This window comes from Lentzea sokolovensis, from assembly GCF_033949975.1.
Taxonomy (GTDB): domain Bacteria; phylum Actinomycetota; class Actinomycetes; order Mycobacteriales; family Pseudonocardiaceae; genus Lentzea; species Lentzea sokolovensis.
In genome coordinates, this window is sequence record NZ_JAXAVU010000006.1 from 104,335 (window position 1) to 125,179 (window position 20,845).

The following is a 20,845-nucleotide window of genomic DNA, read 5'->3' on the forward strand; positions in this document are numbered from 1 at the left end:
CGGATTCCGTGGTGTTCACAGTGTTTTCCCGGTCTCCGCCCGCCAGCCCCTGCCGTGCGCGCGCAACGCCAGTTCGTACGTGGCGGCCGCGTCGATGCCGGACGGCAGGTTCCCGTTGAGCTCCAGGCTCACCAGGCCGTGCGCGACGCCCCACATCGACATCGCGATCTGCTCGGGATCCTCCGCGAGGTAGACGCCCTGCTCCACCGCGCGCCGCACCGCGTTGATCACCGGCGCGAACGTCCTGCCCGCCGCGCGACTCATCTCCTTCGTCGGTTCGACGACCTTCGAGTAGAGCACCGAGTAGAACTGCGGGTCCTCCAGCGCGCTGCGCCGATATGCGAGTCCGATCTGCAGCAGGTCCTCCGCGGGATCGCCGGTGACGGGCACCGCCGCGAGGTTCTTGCCGAACCTGGTGAACGCCTCGTCGTAGAGCGCCTCGAGCAGCGCTGGTTTTCCGCCGAAGAGGGAATAGACCGCCGTCGTCGAGGTGTTGACGTCCGTGGCGATCTTGCGCAGGCTCACCGCGGCGGGGCCCTCGGTGCTGAGCAACTCGCCCGCTCGTTCGAGCAGGCGCCGTCGCAGAGCGTCGTCGTGGGTCTTGGGCCGGGGCATCACGCAATCCTATCGGCCGCTGGCCTGGGTGGTATCAGGTTGATACCGTCACCCCCATGGCGATGACCTTGCGGTTGACCGAGGAGGAGAACCTGCGGCTCGCTGAACTGGCGCAGTCCGAGGGGCGCTCCAAGCAGGAGGTCGTGCGGCTGGCGATCGCGGATCGTTACCAGCGCATGCAGCAGGAGGAGAAGCTCGGCGAGGTGCTCGGGCGAGTCCTGCCGAAGTACAGAAGTCTTTTGGATAGGCTCGGTTCTTCCTGAATCTGTCAGACCTCTGTGATCAACTGGGTGCCGTGATCTCCTACCTCGACGCCGGGGACCTCTTAGTGCTGGCCACGGCCGTGACCGGTGGCGATCTCCTCGTCAGGGACATCGGCCTGCTGGACACGGCGGCCTACCGTCCCCGCGCCACCGTGCTCGGCGTGGAGGCCTACGACACGCTGTGGCTGAAGTCCTCCGCCCTGCTCGACTCGATCGTCCGAACCCGCCCTCTGGTCGAGGGCAACTGGCGGCTCGCCTGGGTCGCCGCCGTCACGATGTGCGACATCAACGGCTACTGGATCGACGCCGACGAGGACGACGCGCTCGACCTCGTCCGCTCCCTGGGTCGCGACAAGATCGACGTCCCGGAGATGGCCGGTCATCTCGAAGCGTGGGGACTCCCGAAGGATTCCGCTTGACCTAGAGTGCACTCCAGGTCTTAGCGTCGAACCCGTGAGTTACTCGATAGCCCAAGCCGCGCAGCGCAGTGGGTTGTCCATCGACACCTTGCGCTACTACGAACGAATCGGGCTCGTCGACCCGCCGGCGCGTGACTCGGGCGGCCGTCGCAGCTACTCGGAGGAGGACCTCGGCTGGCTGGCCTTCGTGACGCGCCTGCGCACGACCGGCATGCCGATCCGCATGATGCGCGAGTTCGCGCAGCTCAGACACCACGGCGACCTGACGGCAGGCCGCCGCAAGCAGATTCTCGTCGAGCACCGAGGTGACGTCCGCGCCCGCATCGCGGAGCTGCAGACGTGCCTGGAGGTGCTCGACTACAAGATCGACCACTACGCGGTGGTCGAGCAGGACTTGGAGGCGACGGCGTGAGCCGTTTCGTGGGATCGCTGGAGGTCGGGCCGCAGGGGCTCGGCTGCATGGGAATGTCGGAGTTCTACGGCGCCGGCGACGAGTCGGAGTCGATCGCGGTGATCCACCGGGCCCTGGAGCTCGGCGTGACGCTGATCGACACGGCCGACATGTACGGGCCGCACGTGAACGAGGAACTGGTGGGCCGCGCGATCGCGGACCGTCGTTCCTCGGTGGTGCTGGCCACGAAGTTCGGCATCGTCCGCGAAGAGGGCGGGGGCCGTGCTGTGCGTGGCGACCGCGCGTACGTGCGGTCGTCGGTCGAGGGTTCGTTGAAGCGCCTCGGCGTGGACGCGATCGACCTCTACTACCTGCACCGAGTGCCGGCGGACACCCCGATCGAGGAGACCGTCGGCGCGATGGCCGAGCTGGTCACCGAGGGCAAGGTGCGGTTCCTCGGCCTGTCCGAGGCGGGCGCCGACACGCTGCGCCGCGCCCACGCCGTGCACCCGATCACCGCTCTGCAGAGCGAGTGGTCGCTGTGGTCGCGCGACATCGAGGCCGAGATCGTGCCCACGGCCCGTGAGCTCGGCGTCGGCATCGTGCCGTACTCGCCTCTCGGCCGTGGCGTGCTGACCGGTCGTTTCACCTCCGCCGCGGACTTCGGCGCCGGGGACTTCCGGGGCGTCGCGCAGCCGCGGTTCACCGGCTCGAACCTCGACGTGAACCTCAAGATGGTGGAGGCGCTGCGCGCTCTGGCGGCGGACCGCGGCGTGACCGCCGGTCAGCTGGCGCTGGCGTGGGTGCAGCACCGCGGGCAGGACGTCGTGCCGATCCCGGGGACGAAGCGGATCAAGTACCTGGAGGAGAACGTGGCGGCGGCGTCGCTGGAGCTGTCCGCCGACGATCTCGCCGCGATCGAGGCCGCTGTGCCCGCTTCGGCCGTGGCCGGAGACCGGTATCCGGACATGAGCTCGATCGGCCGCTAGAACATACGTTCGAACATATCCCCAGGGTTGTCCACAGGTTGGGGACAAGAGGCTGTGGACAACCCTGGGTTCATGTGGACAACTGGGCCGCGACGGTGGCGCCGAGCTCCCAGCACGCCTCCAGGTCGGCCTTGGACGGCTCGCCCGTGACGACCACGTGCTGCGCCGCCTTCTCCCAGCCCAACCCGGTCGTGGCCGTCTCCACGCTGCGCACCGCACCCGTCGTGTCGTTGTTGCCGTGCACGTAGAGCCCGAACGGCCTGCCGCGCGTGGAGTCGAGACACGGGTAGTAGACGGTGTCGAAGAAGTGCTTCAGCGCACCGCTCATGTAGCCGAGGTTCGCGGGTGTGCCCAGCAGATAGCCGTCGGCTTCCAGGACATCCACAGCGGTTGTGGACAACGCGGCTCGTCTGACCACCTCCACGCCCTCGATCTCGGGTGTGGACGCGCCGGCGACCACGGCCTCGAACATCGCCTGGACGGCGGGCGACGGCGTGTGGTGGACGATCAGCAGGCGCGCCATCAGTAGTCGATCTCGTAGTCGGAGCTGTCCGGCGGGGTGTCGTCGACGCCGAGCGCCAGCAGGTCGGCTGAGGTCACCTTCTCGACGGTAGGGCCCATGAGGCCGATCAGCTCGTCGGCGATGTCGAGGTGGGCCTCCCTCGACTGTTCGTTCAGCTTCATGATGTCGCCGATGCGGTCGAGCACCCCGGTGTGCTCCAGCCGCCGCACGAGCAGGCCCGCCTCGCCGAAGCCGTCGCCCGGCGAGGTGATCACGGCGTTGGTCCTGGCGGTCTTGCTGAGCATGAACGCCAGCGCGGGGTGGGCTTCGAGGTCGACGCCGAAGGCTTTCAGCAGGCCGTCGCGAACGCGTTCCTGGTGCGTCTTCATGGCATCGCTGAACCCGCTGCGGAAGGTGTCGAGGCCGCTCTTGCAGTCCGGGTGTGCGTCGAGCACCGCCTGCGCGAGATCACGCCGCGTGTAGTCCATGAGCGGCAAGATAGATGACCATGACCCGCGCCTCCTACGACATTGTTGCCGCCAGCTATGCCCAGCTCATCCCGGACGCGCACGACGGCCGCCCGCTCGACGCCGCGATCATGCGCGCGTTCGCCGAACTCACCGGCAATCCGGTCGCGGACCTCGGCTGTGGCACCGGCCGCATCACGCAGCACCTGCACGAACTCGGCCTCGACGCGTTCGGCATCGACCTGTCCGACGGCATGCTCGATCAGGCAAGGAAGCTGTACCCACACCTCACGTTCACCCAGGGCGACATCACGAAGCTGGACCTGGACGACGACAGCCTCGGCGGCGCCGTCGTCTGGTACTCCACGGTCCACATGCCCGCGAGCGAGGTGCCGTGGCAGGAGTTCCACCGGGTCGTCAAGCCTGGCGGGTACCTGTTGCACGCCTTCAAACTGGGTGATCGGAAGGGACACCTCACGCACGCGTACGGCCACGACGTGGACCTCTACGTCCACTGGCACGACATCGACGAGACCGTGAGCAACGCGACCGAAGCCGGGTTCAACGAAGTGGCACGCCTGCAACGTCAGAAGGGTGTGGACGAAGGCGGGCCGCAGGCGTTCTTGTTGCTCCAGAAACGGAACCCCGCCACGGGAAGCACGTCCTGAAGGGTGTACACAGGAGGGACCATGAAGACCACCGCCCTAATGCACACCAGCCCTCGTCAGCGCCGCATCACCTGGGGTTTCGGCCTTGCGATCAGCATCGGGATGATCGGCATCGGGCCCCTTTTCGCGTCGCTGTGGCCTGGGTTCGACCACAGCCCGTGGGACGTCAACACGATGTTGCTCGGACTCGGCGTGGGGCTCTGCGCGATCGCGTACATCTTCGGGCGGATCGCCGTCGCGGCGGTCACCGAGGGACGTCGCAACGCGGTGTCCCCGCCGACCAGAAGGGCCTACTTCGTGGCCGGCGGGGGTTTCGCACTCGCCGTGCTCGCACTGACGATCGCGCTGATGTCTAGCTGACGAGCGCCGTCACCCGTTCCCGCAGTTCAGCCAACCGGGCCCTACCTGACGCACGGGCGGACTCCAGTCCGTCCGTGACCGGTTCCACGACCTCCAGGTAGGCCTTGAGCTTCGGCTCGGTGCCGGACGGGCGCACGATCACGCGCACACCTTCAGCCGTCCACCGCAGCACGTCCGCGCCGGGCAGCAGGTCCTCGGACGCGAAGTCCGCGGGCGGGTTCGCGCGCAGCCGGGCCATCGTCGCGCCGATCAGGCTCAAGTCGGTGTACCGCAGGGAGACCTGGTCGGTCAGGTGCAGGCCGTGGTCCGTCGCGAGCTGGTCCAGCGCGTCCAGCAACGTGCGGCCGGAGGCCTTCAGACCGGCGGCCAGGTCAGCGGCGACGACGGCGGCCGAGATGCCGTCCTTGTCCGCGACGTGCACGGGATCGACGCAGTTGCCGAGCGCTTCCTCGTAGGCGAACACCAGACCCTCGCCCGCGCGCGCCAGCCACTTGAAGCCCGTCAACGTCTCCGCGTACCGGGCGCCGTGCGCGGCCGCGATCGACTTCAGCAGCGAGGACGACACGATCGTCGTCGCCACCAACGGATCCGTGGACTCGGTGGTAGACAACACGAGCGAGCCGAGCAGCACACCCGTCTCGTCGCCGCGCAGCATCCGCCACGTCTCGCCGTCCTTGACGCCGAGCGCGCACCGGTCCGCGTCCGGGTCCAGCGCGATGGCCAGATCGGCATCCACCGACGCCGCAAGGGAAAGCAGCTCGTCGGACGCGCCGGGCTCCTCCGGGTTCGGGAACACCACGGTCGGGAAGTCCGGGTCCGGCACCGCCTGCGACCGCACCACGTGCACGTCGGTGAAACCCGCGCGCCGCAACGCTTCCACGGCGAACGCGCCACCCACGCCGTGCATCGGCGTCAGCGCGATCTTCAGCGAACGTGAGTTGCCGCGAGGCAGTGACGCCACCTGTTCCAGGTACGCGTCCACGTCGGCGTCGGAAACCGTGGTGTAGGTGACGTTGCGAGGCACGGACACCGCGGCCGGAACGGCCTCGATCGCCTTCTCGATCTCGCCGTCCGCGGGCGGCACGATCTGCGAACCGCCGGTCAGGTAGAGCTTGTAGCCGTTGTCCGCGGGCGGGTTGTGCGACGCGGTGATCTGAATGCCCGCCACCGCACCATGTGCGCGCACCAGGTACGCCAGCACAGGCGTCGGCAACGGCCCTGGCAGCACGCGCACGTCGAAGCCCGCGGCCGCCATCACCTCGGCGGCGGCCACGGCGAAGTCCTCCGAGCCGTGCCGTGCGTCCCGGCCCACGAACACCAGGCCGGACGTGCCGAGCCACGACGCCAGACCGGCGGTCGTGCGAACCACCGTGGCGACGTTCATGCCGTTCGTGCCCGCCCGCACCGGTCCGCGCAGCCCGGCGGTGCCGAACGTCAGCGGACCGGCCATGCGGTCCTGGAGGTCCTCCAACGCAGCGGCGTCGCCGCCCATCGCCCGTGCCAACACGCCCTGCAGCTCGGTTCGAGTCGCGTCCGACGGGTCGTCAGCGATCCACCGGAACGTCGCGTCACGCAGTGCCGGCGCCAGGCTCATGCGCGGTCCACCAGCTCACGCAGCAGCGTGCCCATGCGCTGGGCAGCGGCGGCGCCCGCCTCCAGCACCTCCTGGTGGTTCAGCGGCTCGCCGGTGATGCCCGCCGCGAGGTTCGTGACCAGCGACAGACCGAACACCTCGACGCCCTCGGCACGCGCGGCGATCGCCTCGTGCACGGTCGACATGCCGACCAGGTCCGCGCCCATCGTGCGGAGCATCCGGATCTCGGCGGGCGTCTCGAAGTGCGGGCCCGGGAGTCCCGCGTACACGCCCTCCTCCAGCGACGGGTCGATCGCCTGCGCGACCTTGCGCAGCCGCGGCGAGTACAGGTCCGTGAGGTCCACGAATCGTGCGCCGACCAGCGGCGACACCGCGGTCAGATTCAGGTGGTCGGAGATCAGCACGGGCTGCCCGACGGACATGCCCTGACGCAGGCCACCGGCCGCGTTGGTCAGCACGACCGTGGACACGCCCGCGGCCGCGATGGTGCGCACGCCGTGCACGACCTTCTGGACGCCCTTGCCCTCGTAGCCGTGGGTGCGGCCGAGAACGATGAGGACCTTCTTGTCACCGACCTCGACGGAACGGATGGTGCCGCCGTGGCCGAGCGCGGTCGGCGCCTCGAAGCCCGTCAGCTCGCCCACCGGGATCTCCGTGACCGGTTCGCCGATCACGTCGGCGGCGGGCCGCCAGCCCGATCCGAGCACGATGGCGATGTCGTGCTTCGCGTTGCCGGTGCGGCTCTGGATCTCTTCCGCGGCCTTGCCGGCCAGCTCTTCTGGAGTCACCGCGAGAGCTTAAACCGGTGCGAACGTCGAGGCGATCGCGTCGAACAGCCGCACGCGCGCCTCGTCCTCCTGCTCGGTCGGCACGACGACCTCGACCACCCACAGGTCGTTGCCGTAGGGGAGCAGGCGGGAGAAGTGCGACCGGCGCAACGCGTTGGGTTCGTCACCCTCGACCGTCTTGTAGACGAACTGGACGCTGTTCTCGCTGCGCGGTCCCGCGAGGTCCGCCGTCGAGGTGGTCTCGCCGCCGAAGAACCTGCCGGGCCAGCGTCCCTGCACCCCGGCCACGTAGGCGTCGATGTCGCGCTTCGGGTAGTACTCGGGGAACCGCTGCACCGCCACCTCGTACGCGCCGCTGCCCGACACGAAGTGCACCATCGCCGAGACCGGGAACCGCTGGTCGGCGGCACGCTGCTCGGTGTAGACCGACCAGCTCTGCTCGACGTTCAGCGTGAACCTGCCGCCCTGGTCGCCGTTCGCCAGCACGGCCGAGACGGTGCGGGGCTGCAGGGTCGCCGACGTGGGCAGGGTCGGCAGGGTGGGCAGCGTCTGCTCGGCCGGCGGCAGCAGTGGCGCGCCCGCGGCCATCCTGGTCAGCGCGAACCCTCCGCCGGAGCCCGCCACGAACAGCACGAGCGCCGCCGCCAGGACGAACGTCGTGGCCACGCGCCCGCGTCGCTTCTCCGGCGCGATCGGCTTCGTGATCATGAACGGCAACGGGCCGGGGTCGTCGGCCAGTGGCGCGTCCGGCTCGATCTTCGGCTTGGGCCGCACGATGATCGGCACCTGCACCGACTCGCGGACCTCGAACGCGTCCGTGCCCGGCTCCGGCAGCAGCGGGTAGACCTGCCTGCGCACGTCGACCAGCGACAGCCGCTCGGCCGGATCCTTCTGCATCAACCCGCTGATCACCGGCGCGAGGCGTCCGGCACCCGCCGGCACCGGCACGTCGCCGTGGATCACCGCGTTGATCGTCTGCATGACGTTGCGGCCCACGTACGGCGGCTCGCCGGCCATCGCGGCCCACATCGTCGCGCCCAGCGACCACCTGTCCGCGGCCGCCGACACGTCACCGCCCTGAGCCACCTCGGGCGCGATGTACGCGGGAGTGCCGAGCGTGATGCCACGCGCGGTCATGGTGGCCTCGGCGACGTTGCGCGCGATGCCGAAGTCCGTGAGCTTGACCCGTCCGTCGTCCGCGATGAGCACGTTGCCTGGCTTCACGTCCCGGTGCGTGATGCCGGCCCGGTGCGCCGACGCCAGCGCCGCCGCGACCGCGTCCAGCACCGCCGCGCCCTGCTTCTCGGTGAGGCAGCCCTGTTCCTGCAGCACCTCGCCGAGGCTGCGGGACGGCACCAGCTCCATCACCACGTACGGGTCGCCGTCCTGCTGCAGGACGTCGTAGAGCGTGACGAGGTTCGGGTGGGACAACGCGGCGACGGCACGCGCCTCGCGCATGGTCCGTTCGCGCAGCTGAGCGGCCTCGACCTCGGGCATGCCGGGGGTCTGCAGGATGCCCTTCACCGCGACCTGCCTGCCCAGCACCTCGTCGTGAGCGGCCCACACGGTGCCCATCGAGCCCTGACCGAGCACGTGCAGCAGCCGATATCGATCCGCGATCAGGCGCTTCAGGTCACCTTTGTCCACGCCTTAATTGTTCCTGACACACTGACTGCATCGTTAACGGCGGTGAACCTCACATAGCCGTGTCGGTACTGGTCGGTAACACTGCAACGCATGATGGAGTTGGCATTGACCGCCGAATTCCGCCCGAACGAGTTCCCCTCAGCGTCGAGGGAACAATGGCGTGAGCTGGTCGACGCCGTGCTCCGCAAGACCGGCGCGAGCTTCGACTCCCTGGTCACGAAGACGTACGACGGCATCGAACTCCAGCCGCTCTACACCCTCGACGACGCCCTGGAGCCCTACGCGCTCGCTCCGGTGAAGCAGGGCTGGGACATCCGGCAGCGCCACGCCGTGCCCGATCCGGTCGCTCTGATGAACGACCTGGAGGGCGGCGTCACCTCGCTGTGGCTCGCCGTGCCGGCCTCGTCGCTGGAAGGCCTCCTCGACGGCGTGTACCTCGACCTCGCGCCGATCGTGCTCGATGGTTCCGTGGACGCCGCACGCGCGATGCTGCGGATCTACGACCAGGCGCCGATCCTGGCCGACGAGGTGCGCGGCAACCTGGCGCTGACGCCATCGGGTGAAGCTCTCGACGTCATCAAGCAGGCCCGCTCGCAGTTCCCGGGGCTGCGGACCGTCGTGGTGGACGCGCTGCCGTTCCACGACGCAGGTGGCTCCGACTCCGAAGAACTGGGCGCCTCTCTCGCGCTCGCGGTTTCGCACCTGCGCGCTCTGACCGCCGCCGGGTTCGACGCGTCTGCCGCGTTCGCGCAGCTGGAGTTCCGCTACGCCGCGACGGCCGACCAGTTCATGACGATCGCCAAGCTGCGCGCCGCCCGGCGGCTGTGGGCGCGCGTGGCCGAGGTGTCGGGTGTTTCCGACGCCGTGCAGGTGCAGCACGCGGTGACGTCGTCGGCGATGATGACCCGCCGCGACCCGTGGGTGAACATGCTGCGCACCACCGTGGCCTGCCTGTCCGCGGGACTCGGCGGCGCCGACTCGGTGACCGTGCAGCCGTTCGACGCGGCGATCGGGCTGCCGGACGAGTTCGCCAGGAGGATCGCGCGCAACACGCAGAACCTGCTGCTGGAGGAGTCGCACCTCGGCGAGGTGATCGACCCCGCGGCCGGGTCCTGGTACGTGGAGAAGCTGACCGACTCGCTGGCCGTCGAGGCCTGGGCGTGGTTCCAGGAGATCGAACGGGCGGGTGGACTGGACGAGGCGCGCTCGCTGGTGGCCTCGCGCATCGCTGCCACCTGGGCGGCGCGGTCGGCGAGGCTCGCGGATCGCAGCGACCCGATCACGGGCGTCAGCGAGTTCCCGAACCTCGGCGAGAAGCCGGTCGTCCGCGAGCCCGCGCTCGGAATCGATCCGGATTCGCAGGCCCCCTGGGGGGAAACACCCCCCATCCCAAGTTTCTCAGGCAGGTCCGACAATTTCGGGCTGCCGCGGGTCCGTTACGCACAGGCCTTCGAGGAGCTGCGCGACCTCGCCGACGCCCAGCCCGAACGGCCGCAGGTCTTCCTGGCCACCCTCGGCCCGATCGCCGCCCACACCGCCAGGGCCACCTTCGCCGCCAACCTCTTCAACGCCGGCGGTTTCGCCACCCCGAACGCGGGCGCGACCAGGACCCCTGAAGACGTGGCCCAGAAGTTCAAGGAGTCCGGCGCCAAGGTCGCCGTCCTGTGCGGCAGTGACACCAGCTACGCCGACCAGGCCGTCCCGACCGTCGAGGCGCTGCGTCAGGCCGGAGCCGAGCGGGTACTCCTGGCGGGCAAGAAGACAGACGCGATCGTCGACGGTTTCGTCCACATGGGATGCCCGGCGCTCGAAATCCTCAACGACACCTACGGCTTTCTGGGAGTGGAGCGATGATCCCCAACTTCGCGGACATCGACCTCGGCCCGCTCCCGCAGGCGAAGTACGAGACCGACCTGCCGCCGTGGGAGACGCCGGAGGGCATCGCGGTCAAGCCGGTCTACGGGCCGTCCGATGTGGACGGTCTCGACTTCCTGCGAACCTACCCCGGCGTGGCGCCGTTCCTCCGCGGCCCGTACCCGACGATGTACGTCAACCAGCCGTGGACCGTCCGCCAGTACGCGGGTTTCTCCACCGCCGAGGAGTCGAACGCCTTCTACCGCCGCAACCTCGCGGCCGGCCAGAAGGGCCTGAGCGTCGCGTTCGACCTCGCCACGCACCGCGGCTACGACTCGGACCACCCGCGCGTGGCCGGTGACGTCGGCATGGCCGGTGTCGCGATCGACTCGATCTACGACATGCGCACGCTGTTCGACGGCATTCCGCTGGACAAGATGTCCGTGTCGATGACGATGAACGGCGCGGTGCTGCCGATTCTCGCGCTGTTCGTGGTGGCGGCGGAGGAGCAGGGGGTGAAGCCGGAGCAGCTCATGGGGACGATCCAGAACGACATCCTCAAGGAGTTCATGGTCCGCAACACCTACATCTACCCGCCCGCGGCGTCGATGCGGATCATCTCCGACATCTTCAGCTACACCAGCCGGCACATGCCGAAGTACAACTCCATCTCGATCTCCGGCTACCACATGCAGGAGGCCGGGGCGACCGCCGACCTGGAGCTGGCGTACACGCTCGCGGACGGCGTCGAGTACATCCGCGCCGGCAAGGAAGCGGGGCTGGACGTCGACGCGTTCGCGCCGCGGCTGAGCTTCTTCTGGGCGATCGGCATGAACTACTTCATGGAGATCGCCAAGATGCGGGCCGCACGTCTGCTCTGGGCGAAGCTCGTGAACGACTTCCAGCCGAAGAGCCAGAAGTCCCTCAGCCTGCGCACGCACTGCCAGACGTCCGGGTGGAGCCTCACCGCGCAGGACGTGTTCAACAACGTCGCGCGCACGTGCGTCGAGGCGATGGCGGCGACGCAGGGCCACACGCAGTCGTTGCACACCAACGCACTCGACGAGGCGCTGGCGCTGCCCACGGACTTCTCCGCGCGCATCGCCCGCAACACGCAGCTGCTGCTCCAGCAGGAGTCCGGCACGACGCGGGTGATCGACCCGTGGGGCGGCAGCGCGTACGTCGAGCGGCTCACGAACGAGCTCGCCGCCAAGGCGTGGGAGCACATCAGCGAGGTCGAGAAGGCCGGCGGCATGGCCCGCGCGATCGACGAGGGCATCCCGAAGCTGCGCATCGAGGAAGCGGCGGCCCGCACCCAGGCGCGCATCGACTCCGGACGGCAACCCGTCATCGGCGTCAACAAGTACCTGGTGGGCACCGACGAGCAGATCGAGGTCCTCAAGGTCGACAACGCGGGCGTGCGCACGCAGCAGCTCGAAAAGCTGCGCAGGCTCAGGGAAGAACGCGACCAGTCCGCAGTGGACAGTGCGCTCGACGCGCTGACGAGGGCGACGGACAACGGCGGCAACCTGCTGGAGCTGGCGATCAACGCCGCCCGCGCGAAGGCGACCGTCGGCGAGATCTCCGAGTCGCTCGGCAAGGTGTGGGGGCGGCACACCGCCCAGATCCGCACCATTTCCGGTGTCTACCGGCAGGAGGTCGGATCGGTGTCCAACGTGGACGCCTGCCGCGAGGTCGTCGAGGCCTTCGCGGTGGAGGAAGGCCGCCGGCCGCGCATTCTGGTCGCCAAGATGGGCCAGGACGGGCACGACCGCGGTCAGAAGGTCATCGCCACGGCGTTCGCGGACCTCGGCTTCGACGTCGACGTCGGCCCGCTGTTCCAGACGCCGGACGAGGTCGCGCGCCAGGCCGTCGAGGCCGACGTGCACATCGTCGGCGTGTCCTCGCTCGCCGCCGGCCACCTCACGCTGGTCCCGGCGCTCAAAGAGGAGCTGACGAAGCTCGGCCGCGAGGACATCATGATCGTCGTCGGTGGCGTGATCCCGCCGCAGGACTTCGACGAGCTGTACGCGGCGGGTGCGGCGGCGATCTTCCCGCCCGGCACCGTGATCGCGGACGCGGCCAAGGATCTACTGGTGAAACTCGCAGCTCAGCTTGGCCACAATGGCTAGGGTGATCGATGTCGCCGAGTACACCAAGGGCGTCCTCGACGGCAATCGCGGTGTGCTGGCCAGGGCCATCACGCTGGTCGAGTCGACGCGTGCGGACCACCGGGCCAAGGCCCAGGAGCTGCTGATCGAGCTGTTGCCGAAGTCGGGCGACGCGATCAGGGTCGGCATCACCGGCGTGCCCGGCGTGGGCAAGTCGACGTTCATCGACGCCCTCGGCACCACGCTGACCGAGCAGGGGCACCGGGTCGCGGTGCTCGCCGTCGACCCGTCCTCGACCCGCACCGGCGGCAGCATTCTGGGCGACAAGACGCGGATGCAGCGGCTGTCGGTGAACCAGGACGCGTTCATCAGGCCCTCGCCGACCTCCGGCACGCTCGGCGGCGTCGCGCAGGCCACCCGCGAGACCATCGTGCTGGTCGAGGCCGCAGGGTTCGACGTGGTGCTGGTCGAGACCGTCGGCGTCGGGCAGTCCGAGGTGGCCGTCGCGAACATGACGGACTGCTCGCTGTTCCTCACCCTCGCGCGCACCGGCGACCAGTTGCAGGGCATCAAGAAGGGCATTCTGGAGCTCGCGGACGTCATCGCGGTCAACAAGGCCGACGGCGACCACGAGCTCGATGCCCGCAAGGCCGCCCGCGAACTGGCCGGGGCGCTGAAGCTGCTGCGCCCGCCGGACGCGTTGTGGCACCCGCCGGTCCTCACCTGCTCGGGTCTCACCGGGGCCGGCCTCGACGAGCTGTGGTCCCGAGTGCTGAAACACCGGCGGACCCTGAAAGAGGCCGGGGAACTGGACGAACGCCGTCGCCGTCAGCAGGTCGAATGGACCTGGATGATGGTCCACGACGAACTGTGGCGGCAGGTGCGCGAGAGCACCGCTGTACGTACCCTCGCTCCCTCTCTCGAAGAGAAGGTCCGCCTCGGAGAGCTCACCGCCACCCTGGCGGCCGAGCAGATTTTGAAGGCGTTCCAATCGGACTCACGGTAGGCGCTTAACTAGTTTGGGTGACCTTCGATCGTGGTATTCGAGGTAGAGTTCAGGCCATGTCGAGGTTGCTGCTGGCCTGCGTGTTCTCGCTGTTGAGCGTTCTCGGGATCGCCGGAGTGGCGTCCGCGCAAGAGGCGGCGAACACGCCTGTGGCGGCTGCGCAGCAGACGACCGTGAACCCGGCTCCCGACGTGAACGCGCCGCAGGCGCCGTCGCCTGAGACCCGTGAAGAGACCAAGCGCAAGCTGACGATCGGCGGCATCGCCGTGCTGCTGTTCGTGCTGGTCTACTACCGCAACAAGAAGCGGTGGGCGAAGTGGCGCAAGGAACGGGCTGCCAAGAAGGGCTAGCCGAACGGTCGGAGAGCTGAGACGCCACGTCCCACATGTTGGGACGTAATAGTCAAAATTAAGCGTGTCTCGCGACCATCTGCGTCATCGTTGATCGGTCAGACCGAAACTCGCTCGCCGCTTGGCGCAGCGCCGCGACCGGCCGTCCGGTTGATCATCATCAGCGCGCTGCGTCTTATGAGTGGTGATGCAGGATGGTGGCAAATGGGTACCGACTTGAAGATCAGCACACGCTCGACCGTCGAGCGGTACTCGGACGCGCTGCTGGACCTGTCGCACTCGATCCACGCTGAGCCTGAGCTGGCCTTCGAGGAGCACCGCAGCGTCGAGAAGATCACCTCTCTGCTCGCCCGCGAGGGCTTCAAGGTCGACCGCGGGGTCGCGGATCTCGACACCGCGTTCGTCGCGACGTACGGCGACGGCGAGCTGGTGCTGGGGCTTTGTGCCGAATACGACGCTTTGCCCGAAGTCGGGCACGCGTGCGGGCACAACGTCATCGCCGCCGCTTCCGTCGGCTCCGCGCTCGCTCTGCGTGACATCGCCGACCAGCTGGGTATCACCATCAAGGTGATCGGAACTCCAGCGGAAGAGGTCGGTGGCGGCAAGGTGCTCATGCTGGAACGGGGCGTGTTCGACGACGTCTCGCTCTCGATGATGGTGCACCCGGCGCCGTACGAGTCGTGCGCCGCCAAATCGCTCGCCATCACCGATCTCGAGGTGCGCTACACGGGCAAGCCGTCACACGCGGCCGCCGCCCCGCACCTGGGCATCAACGCCGCGGACGCGGTGACCGTCGCGCAGATCTCGATCAGTCTGCTGCGGCAGCACTTCGAGCCCGGCCAGATGGTGAGCGGGATCGTCACCAACGGCGGCACCGTGCCGAACGTAATACCCGCCCGCGCATCAGCGATGTTCGATGTGAGGGCGGAGAACCTGGAATCGTTGCAGCGTCTGGAGAACCGGATCCGCGACTGCTTCTCGGCCGGCGCGCTCGCGACCGGTTGCACCCACGAGGTGGTGCAGGTCTCACCGATCTACGCCGAGTTGACTCCTGATCCGTGGCTCGCGGACGCCTACCGGCGTGCGGCCACTGAGCTGGGAAGACGACCGCTCTCGCCCGAACAGGAACAACGAGAGAAGATCGGGAGCACCGACATGGGCAACGTCACCAGAGTGTTGCCCGCAATCCACCCGACCATCGCAATCGACTGCGGAGACGCGGTGAACCACCAACTAGAGTTCGCGACCGCCTGTGCCTCGGCGTCGGCCGACCGTGCGCTCCTCGACGGAGCACTAGCCATGGCTTGGACGACGATCGCGACAGCCACCGATTCCCAGCAGCGAGCACGGCTGCTGGCCCGCGGAGGTGCGGCATGACGGTTCTGGACTCCCGGCCCTCGGGCTCCTCAACTGTGAAGACGTCCACCGAGATGCTCGTGGACCCCACCGGGGTGAGCATGTCTCCTGTGGATGATCTGGGAGAAGGCCGTGGCCCCGCCTGGCTCGACGACTGGCTGAAGGCGAACTCCGCCGACGTCGTCGCCTGGCGCAGGCACATCCACGCCAACCCCGAGCTCTCCCGGCGCGAGTACAACACCACCGAACTCGTCGCGAAGCTGCTGCGCGAGGTCGGCCTCAAGCCGCGCATCCTCCCCGGCGGCACGGGCCTGATCTGCGACATCGGCCACGGCCCCCGCTGCGTGGCTCTCCGCGCGGACATGGACGCCCTGCCGCTGCACGAGAACACCGGCCTGCCGTTCGGGTCCACTGTGGACGGTGTGTCGCACGCGTGCGGTCACGACGCCCACACGACGGTCCTGCTCGGCACCGCGCTGGCCCTCGCCTCGGCGACGGAACTGCCCGGCCGCGTCCGGCTGGTGTTCCAGCCGGCCGAGGAGGTCATGCCGGGCGGCGCGCTCGACGTGCTGGCCGCGGGCGGACTGGACGGCGTGGAGCGAATTTTCGGTCTGCACTGCGACCCGCGTCTGCAGGTCGGCCGCATCGGCACGCGCATCGGCGCCATCACGTCGGCCTCCGACCTGCTGGAGCTGCGGCTGTCGTCGCCGGGCGGCCACACCTCGCGCCCGCACCTCACCGCGGACCTGGTGCACGCGCTCGGCACGGTCATCACCGGCCTGCCGACGATGTTGTCGCGCCGCGTCGACCCCCGCTCCGGCACCGTCCTGGTGTGGGGCGCGGTGCACGCGGGTGAGGCGCCGAACGCGGTGCCTCAGGAGGGTCTGGTGCGCGGCACGCTGCGCACCGGCGACCGGGACATCTGGGCCGAACTGGAGCCGTTGGTCAAGGACCTCGTGACGGGCCTGCTGGCCCCGACCGGCGTCGGTTTCGACCTGCACCACCGCCGCGGCGTGCCGCCCGTGGTGAACGAGCGCGAGTCGACCCAGATCCTGCGCGCCGGCATCGAAGCCGCACTGGGCGACGACGCGCTCGCAGGCACCGAGCAGTCGTCCGGTGGTGAGGACTTCGGCTGGTACCTGGAGCACGTGCCCGGCTCGTTCGCGCGCCTCGGCGTGTGGAACGGTCAGGAGAAGCAGCGCGACCTGCACCAGCCGACGTTCGACCTCGACGAGCGTGCGCTCCTCGTGGGCGTCCGCGTGATGGTGCACACCGCGCTGGCTGCTCTCGCCTAGAGAACTACCCTTTCAGTTCGAGCTGTGTTGTGGCGCGTGCGGAACGAATGCGCACGCGCCACAACGCTGTCCGGGTTCTTCTTGTCCACCACGTAGTGCCAGTCGAACCGCACCTCGTCCGCGGTGACCCGCAGCGTCGAGACGCCGTGCGAGTCCAGCTCCACGAACCGCACGTGCGGGTTGAGCGCCAGGAACTGCGCCTCGACCTGCAACGCCACCGTGCGCGGCGGCACCTTCAGCAGGTCGTCGAAGTTGTCCGACGTCAGCGACGTGACGACGTACTCGGTGGCCACCGACTGATCGCCGAGCGGCACGTCGTTGGCCCACGAGCTGTGGATGTCGCCGGTCAGGAACACCGTGTTCTTCCGCTCGCCCAACGACCTGAGCACCAGCTCCCGGTCTGCGGGAAAGCCGTCCCACTGGTCGGGGTTCGTCGGCGGGAGCCCCGGCAGCGGCGGGACCTTCAGCGGGCTGAGCATCACCGAGTTGCCGACGAGCTGCCAGCGGGCGCGGTCGGTGGTGAGGGTGTCGATCAGCCAGTCCCGTTGGGCGGCACCGAGGATCGTGGTGTCGGTGCGGTACGAACGCAGGTCGAGCATGGTCAACGTGGCCAGCTCGCCGAAGCGGAACGTCCGGTCGAGCCTGCCCTCGCGCACGGGCATCCACTCGTAGTACGCCTGCGTCGCGGCGGCCAGCCGTGCGCCCCACGGACCTTCGGTGGCCGGATCGTGTTGCGGCGAACCGATGCTGGACGAGTTGTCCGCTGATTCGTGATCGTCCCAGGTCGCGATCATGGCGTGCGCCGCGTGCAGCGCCTGGACGTGCTGGTCGGTCTTGTACTTCGCGTGCCGGCGCCGGTAGTCGTCGAGCGTGAGGCACTTGTGCGGCGGGTCCTGCACGCGGACCTCGCCGTCGACGTTCTCGTAGATGTAGTCGCCCAGGTGGATCACGGCGTCGAGGTCCTGGCGGGCGAGGTACCCGTAGCCGGCGAAGTACCCGGCCGACCAGTTCGCGCACGACGTGACGCCGAAGTTCAGCTCGGACCCGCAGCCGCCGGTCTTGGTCCTGCCGACCGGCGACACGACCTCGCCGACGCGGAACCGGTACCAGTAGCGGGTGTTGTCCCGCAGGCCGTGGACCTCGACCTTCACCGTGTGGTCGCGCGCGGCGGAAGTGCGGGTGACACCGCGCTTCACGATCCGGTGGAAGTCCTCGTCACGAGCGACCTCCCACCGGATCGGCGACGACGTCACCACGCGCGTCCACAAGAGGACACCATCGGGCAACGGGTCGCCGGATGCGACACCGTGCTCGAACACAGGAGGGGCAGCGTGGGCGGTACCGGTCGAAGCGGCACCGGCCACGGCTGCGCCGATCAGGAAAGTTCGTCTGCCAACCCCAGTCATGCCCTACAGCATGCCGAACATCAGCTCACGGGTTCGGTCAACTGAGGACGCGCTTCCGGCGCCGAGGCACGAACCGCGTCCGCGGCCTGGTCATCCGGCTTGGTCTGGGACGTGCGCTCGGCCTCGACGCGCGCGTTGTAGATCTCGACCTCGCGCTTGATCGCGTCCTCGTCCCACCCGAGGATCGGCGCGACCAGCCTGGCCACCGCGTCCGCCGAGTCGACGCCGCGGTGGGCGTACTCGATGGAGATGCGGGTGCGCCGCGTCAGCACGTCCTCCAGGTGCATCGCGCCCTCGTGCGAGACCGCGTACACCGCCTCCACCTGCAGGTAGTCGGGGGAGGCCGGGATCGGCTTGAGCAACTCGGGGTTGTCCGCGGCCAGCGACAGCACCTCGTGGATCAGGGAGCCGTAGCGGTCCAGCAGGTGTCGCACGCGGTACGGGTGCAGGCCGTGCTTGGCCGCCAGTTGATCGGCCTGGTTCACCAGCGCGTGGTAGCCGTCGGCGCCGACCAGCGGCACCTTGTCCGTGATGGACGGCTGGATCCGGCCCGGCAGGTCGACGTGCGCCGCGTCGACGGCGTCCGCGCCCATCACCCGGTACGTCGTGTACTTGCCGCCGGCGATCGCCACCAGACCGGGGGAGACCCGCGCGACCGCGTGCTCACGGGAGAGCTTGGACGTCGAGTCGGACTCGCCCGCCAGCAACGGCCGCAGGCCCGCGTAGACGCCCTCGATGTCGTCGTGCGTCAACGGGGTCGCGAGCACCGAGTTGACGTGTTCGAGGATGTAGTCGATGTCGTGCTTGGTGGCCGCGGGGTGCGCCAGGTCGAGGTTCCAGTCGGTGTCCGTGGTGCCGACGATCCAGTGGTTGCGCCACGGGATGACGAACAGCACGGACTTCTCGGTGCGCAGGATCATCCCGGCCTCGGCGACGATCCGGTCGCGCGGAACGACGATGTGCACGCCCTTCGACGCCCGCACCCGGAACCGTCCGCGCGAGCCGGAAAGCCGCTGCAGCTCGTCGGTCCAGACACCGGTCGCGTTGATCACGGCGTGCGCCCGCACGTCGACCTCGCGCCCGTCCTCGACGTCGCGCACCCGCACGCCGGACACGCGGTCCGCCTCGCGCAGGAACTCGACTACCTGGGTCGACGTGCGCACCACAGCGCCGTAGTGGGCGGCGGTGCGGCCGACCATCATCGTGTGCCGGGCGTCGTCGGCCTGGGCGTCGTAGTAGCGGATGCCGCCGATCAACGCGTCGCGCTTCAACGCCGGAACCAGCCGGAGCGCACCCGCTCGGGTGAGGTGTTTCTGCCCCGGCACGGACCGGGCGCCGCCCATCGTGTCGTACAGGAACAGGCCGGCCGCCGAGTACGGGCGTTCCCAGACGCGGTTGGTCAGCGGGTAGAGGAACGCGACGGGCTTCACCAGGTGTGGCGCGATGCGCGTCAGCATCAGTTCGCGCTCGCGCAGTGCCTCGCGCACCAGGCCGAACTCCAGCTGCTCCAGGTAGCGCAGGCCGCCGTGGAAGAGCTTGGAGGACCGGCTGGACGTGCCCGACGCCAGGTCACGGGCCTCGACGAGCGCCACCCGCAGTCCGCGCGTGGCGGCGTCCAGTGCCGCACCGACACCGACGACCCCGCCGCCGACGACCACGACGTCGAACGTCTCGGCGCCCAGCCGCTGCCAGGCCTCCTCGCGTTCGGCCGGACCGAGCCGGCCGGTGATCGGCGGCTCGGCATGGGTTCGCGGTGGTGCAGCTGCGTTCTTGCGCGTGGCCACGACAGACGCCTCCCTGCTACGACTTCGCCTCACGCTACCTTCAGCGACCGCCGTCCGCCCACGGGCGCGCGGGCCAGAACCTTGTGGCCTGCAAAAGGCCTGACTGCACGCACTTGGCGTGGACAACTGATCAGGTCGGTAATAGCGTCCGAGCACGTTGTAGGCGGGCGGCGCGGCCCTGACCTCGGGTTTGCGCGTCCTGCCTGGCCGCAAACGAGTGGAGGTCGACGATGAGCGCAGGCTCGATCTTCGTCTGGGAGATGCTGGGGACGGCGGTTCTCATTCTCCTGGGCACCGGTGTCGTCGCGAACCAGGTGCTCAAGAACACCCTCGGAAACAGCACGGGATTCCTGTTCGTCAACGTCGGCTGGGCCTTCGCGGTCTTCACCGGCGCGAGCATCGCCAGCCCGAGCGGGGCGCACCTCAACCCGGCGGTGACGCTGGGACTCGCGATCGCGGACAAGACTCCGTGGGGCGATGTGCCCGTTTACGTCCTCGGGCAGATGGTCGGCGCGATCATCGGCGCGATGCTCTGCTGGGCCACCTACAAGCTGCAGTTCGACACGCACGACGAACCGCAGAACACGCTCGGCATCTTCTCCACCGGCCCGACCGTGCCGAACAAGCCGTGGAACCTCGTCTCCGAGATCATCGGCACGTTCGTTCTCGTGGCGTGGATCCTGCTGTCGCCGGCCGCGAAGGTGGCGGTGGACGGCGTGCCGACGTTCGGCAACTCGGCGCTCGGCTACGCGGGTGTCGCGTTCGTCGTGCTGGTGATCGGCACGTCGCTCGGTGGCCCGACCGGCTACGCCATCAACCCGGCGCGCGACCTCGGTCCGCGCATCGCCTACGCCTTCATGATGCCGATTCACAACAAGGGCAACGCCAACTGGGGCTATTCGTGGGTCCCCGTCGTCGGCCCGCTAGTGGGTGGCGCGCTCGCCGCGCTGCTCTTCCTGGTTCTCCCGGTCTGAAAGGAC

Annotated in this window: 21 protein-coding genes; 13 read left to right on the plus strand and 8 right to left on the minus strand. The window is 68.9% G+C overall.

Translation table 11 applies throughout. The features are described 5' to 3' along the window. Positions 1-15 precede the first annotated feature (15 nt). Complete coding sequence (locus SK854_RS11755; protein ID WP_319975092.1) at positions 16-615, minus strand: TetR/AcrR family transcriptional regulator; 600 nt, start codon at positions 613-615, stop codon at positions 16-18. Between the two features lie 56 nt (positions 616-671). Between SK854_RS11755 and SK854_RS11760 the strand changes: the two genes are divergently transcribed. From SK854_RS11760 to SK854_RS11775, 4 genes are read left to right on the plus strand one after another with little or no spacing between them, the layout of a single operon-like run. After that, positions 672-878 (plus strand): ribbon-helix-helix protein, CopG family, encoded by a 207-nt coding sequence (locus SK854_RS11760; protein WP_093591654.1) that lies wholly within the window; start codon positions 672-674, stop codon positions 876-878. Positions 879-910: 32 nt separating this feature from the next. Next, positions 911-1,297, plus strand: a complete 387-nt coding sequence (locus tag SK854_RS11765; RefSeq protein WP_319975093.1) for a type II toxin-antitoxin system death-on-curing family toxin — start codon at positions 911-913, stop codon at positions 1,295-1,297. 34 nt (positions 1,298-1,331) lie between these two features. Continuing rightward, positions 1,332-1,709: a MerR family transcriptional regulator gene (locus SK854_RS11770; RefSeq protein WP_093591660.1), complete on the plus strand. Its 378-nt coding sequence runs from the start codon at positions 1,332-1,334 to the stop codon at positions 1,707-1,709. Between the two features lie 47 nt (positions 1,710-1,756). Further along, positions 1,757-2,677: an aldo/keto reductase gene (locus SK854_RS11775; RefSeq protein ID WP_319975193.1), complete on the plus strand. Its 921-nt coding sequence runs from the start codon at positions 1,757-1,759 to the stop codon at positions 2,675-2,677. Positions 2,678-2,747: 70 nt separating this feature from the next. Here the strand turns inward: SK854_RS11775 and SK854_RS11780 are convergent, their stop codons facing one another. Both SK854_RS11780 and SK854_RS11785 read right to left on the minus strand, forming a co-directional pair. Beyond that, on the minus strand, positions 2,748-3,200 hold the full coding sequence (locus tag SK854_RS11780) for a flavodoxin family protein (protein WP_319975094.1): 453 nt from the start codon (positions 3,198-3,200) through the stop codon (positions 2,748-2,750). Beyond that, a complete protein-coding gene (locus SK854_RS11785) occupies positions 3,200-3,667 on the minus strand; it encodes a hypothetical protein (RefSeq protein ID WP_319975095.1) in 468 nt (155 codons plus the stop codon). Before SK854_RS11785 ends, SK854_RS11780 begins: the two co-directional genes overlap by 1 nt. Positions 3,668-3,687: 20 nt before the next feature. Between SK854_RS11785 and SK854_RS11790 the strand changes: the two genes are divergently transcribed. After that, positions 3,688-4,314, plus strand: coding sequence for a class I SAM-dependent methyltransferase (locus SK854_RS11790; protein WP_319975096.1), 627 nt, complete (start codon positions 3,688-3,690; stop codon positions 4,312-4,314). 21 nt (positions 4,315-4,335) lie between these two features. Next, entirely contained in the window at positions 4,336-4,674 is a 339-nt protein-coding gene (locus tag SK854_RS11795; RefSeq protein ID WP_319975097.1) for a hypothetical protein, read from the plus strand. On the opposite strand, the gene SK854_RS11800 is transcribed toward SK854_RS11795, so the two are convergent. The 3 genes from SK854_RS11800 to SK854_RS11810 are packed head-to-tail and all read right to left on the minus strand — an operon-like array spanning position 4,667 to position 8,703. Then, positions 4,667-6,268, minus strand: coding sequence for a phospho-sugar mutase (locus SK854_RS11800; RefSeq protein ID WP_319975098.1), 1,602 nt, complete (start codon positions 6,266-6,268; stop codon positions 4,667-4,669). The genes SK854_RS11795 and SK854_RS11800 overlap by 8 nt on opposite strands. Then, positions 6,265-7,056, minus strand: a complete 792-nt coding sequence (locus SK854_RS11805; protein ID WP_319975099.1) for a purine-nucleoside phosphorylase — start codon at positions 7,054-7,056, stop codon at positions 6,265-6,267. The genes SK854_RS11800 and SK854_RS11805 overlap by 4 nt, the downstream gene beginning before the upstream one ends. 9 nt (positions 7,057-7,065) lie before the next feature. Continuing rightward, positions 7,066-8,703, minus strand: a complete 1,638-nt coding sequence (locus tag SK854_RS11810) for a serine/threonine-protein kinase (protein ID WP_319975100.1) — start codon at positions 8,701-8,703, stop codon at positions 7,066-7,068. 90 nt (positions 8,704-8,793) lie between these two features. Between SK854_RS11810 and SK854_RS11815 the strand changes: the two genes are divergently transcribed. The 6 genes from SK854_RS11815 to SK854_RS11840 all read left to right on the plus strand — a co-directional run bounded on the left by SK854_RS11815 (position 8,794) and on the right by SK854_RS11840 (position 16,675). Then, positions 8,794-10,557 carry a methylmalonyl-CoA mutase family protein gene (locus tag SK854_RS11815; protein ID WP_319975101.1) on the plus strand — a complete coding sequence of 588 codons (1,764 nt, stop codon included), beginning with the start codon at positions 8,794-8,796 and terminating at the stop codon, positions 10,555-10,557. Then, positions 10,554-12,689, plus strand: a complete 2,136-nt coding sequence (gene scpA / locus SK854_RS11820; RefSeq protein ID WP_319975102.1) for a methylmalonyl-CoA mutase — start codon at positions 10,554-10,556, stop codon at positions 12,687-12,689. Before SK854_RS11815 ends, scpA begins: the two co-directional genes overlap by 4 nt. Then, the gene (gene meaB / locus SK854_RS11825) at positions 12,682-13,674 is read left to right on the plus strand and encodes a methylmalonyl Co-A mutase-associated GTPase MeaB (RefSeq protein ID WP_319975103.1); all 993 of its coding nucleotides are present in this window, start codon (positions 12,682-12,684) and stop codon (positions 13,672-13,674) included. The genes scpA and meaB overlap by 8 nt, the downstream gene beginning before the upstream one ends. 56 nt (positions 13,675-13,730) lie before the next feature. After that, on the plus strand, positions 13,731-14,024 hold the full coding sequence (locus SK854_RS11830; RefSeq protein WP_319975104.1) for a hypothetical protein: 294 nt from the start codon (positions 13,731-13,733) through the stop codon (positions 14,022-14,024). Positions 14,025-14,228: 204 nt separating this feature from the next. Further along, positions 14,229-15,401, plus strand: a complete 1,173-nt coding sequence (locus SK854_RS11835; protein WP_319975105.1) for a M20 family metallopeptidase — start codon at positions 14,229-14,231, stop codon at positions 15,399-15,401. Then, on the plus strand, positions 15,398-16,675 hold the full coding sequence (locus tag SK854_RS11840) for a M20 family metallopeptidase (protein WP_319975106.1): 1,278 nt from the start codon (positions 15,398-15,400) through the stop codon (positions 16,673-16,675). The genes SK854_RS11835 and SK854_RS11840 overlap by 4 nt, the downstream gene beginning before the upstream one ends. Here SK854_RS11840 and SK854_RS11845 read toward each other — a convergent pair. Both SK854_RS11845 and SK854_RS11850 read right to left on the minus strand, forming a co-directional pair. Then, positions 16,672-18,081 (minus strand): alkaline phosphatase D family protein, encoded by a 1,410-nt coding sequence (locus SK854_RS11845; RefSeq protein ID WP_319975107.1) that lies wholly within the window; start codon positions 18,079-18,081, stop codon positions 16,672-16,674. The genes SK854_RS11840 and SK854_RS11845 overlap by 4 nt on opposite strands. Positions 18,082-18,101: 20 nt before the next feature. After that, positions 18,102-19,811: a glycerol-3-phosphate dehydrogenase/oxidase gene (locus SK854_RS11850; protein WP_319975194.1), complete on the minus strand. Its 1,710-nt coding sequence runs from the start codon at positions 19,809-19,811 to the stop codon at positions 18,102-18,104. A 284-nt stretch (positions 19,812-20,095) separates the two neighbouring features. On the opposite strand from SK854_RS11850, the gene SK854_RS11855 reads away from it, so the two are divergent. Further along, positions 20,096-20,839, plus strand: coding sequence for an MIP/aquaporin family protein (locus tag SK854_RS11855; protein ID WP_319975108.1), 744 nt, complete (start codon positions 20,096-20,098; stop codon positions 20,837-20,839). The last annotated feature ends 6 nt before the right edge of the window (positions 20,840-20,845 follow it).